The sequence below is a fragment of the Pseudoalteromonas sp. MER144-MNA-CIBAN-0113 genome, from assembly GCF_040308965.1.
Classification (GTDB): domain Bacteria; phylum Pseudomonadota; class Gammaproteobacteria; order Enterobacterales; family Alteromonadaceae; genus Pseudoalteromonas; species Pseudoalteromonas tetraodonis.
Genome location: NZ_JBEOOG010000570.1, coordinates 1 through 240, shown reverse-complemented (window position 1 = coordinate 240; position 240 = coordinate 1). Strand labels below are relative to the sequence as shown.

At 42.9% G+C, this 240-nt stretch carries 1 pseudogene; it reads left to right on the top strand.

The features are described from left to right. Positions 1 to 240 (top strand): annotated as a pseudogene (locus AAEY57_RS20980) (flagellar biosynthesis protein FlhF); the annotation flags it as partial.

The window sequence follows — 240 nt, the reverse complement described above, 5'->3', positions numbered from 1 at the left end:
ACTTTGATGATTTAGATAGTCCAGTAACTGCTCGCCAACAAACACCCAATAATGAAAGCGAAGAAATGACAACAATGCGTGAAGAAATGAACGCAATTCGTCAATTACTTGAGCATCAAGTATCAGGCTTAATGCAGCAAGATATGGCGCGTCGCGATCCAACACGCGCTTGCATGGTTGACCGCTTAGTCGGTATGGGTATTGATAAAGAAGTAGCGCAACAAATGGCATGTTTTGTAC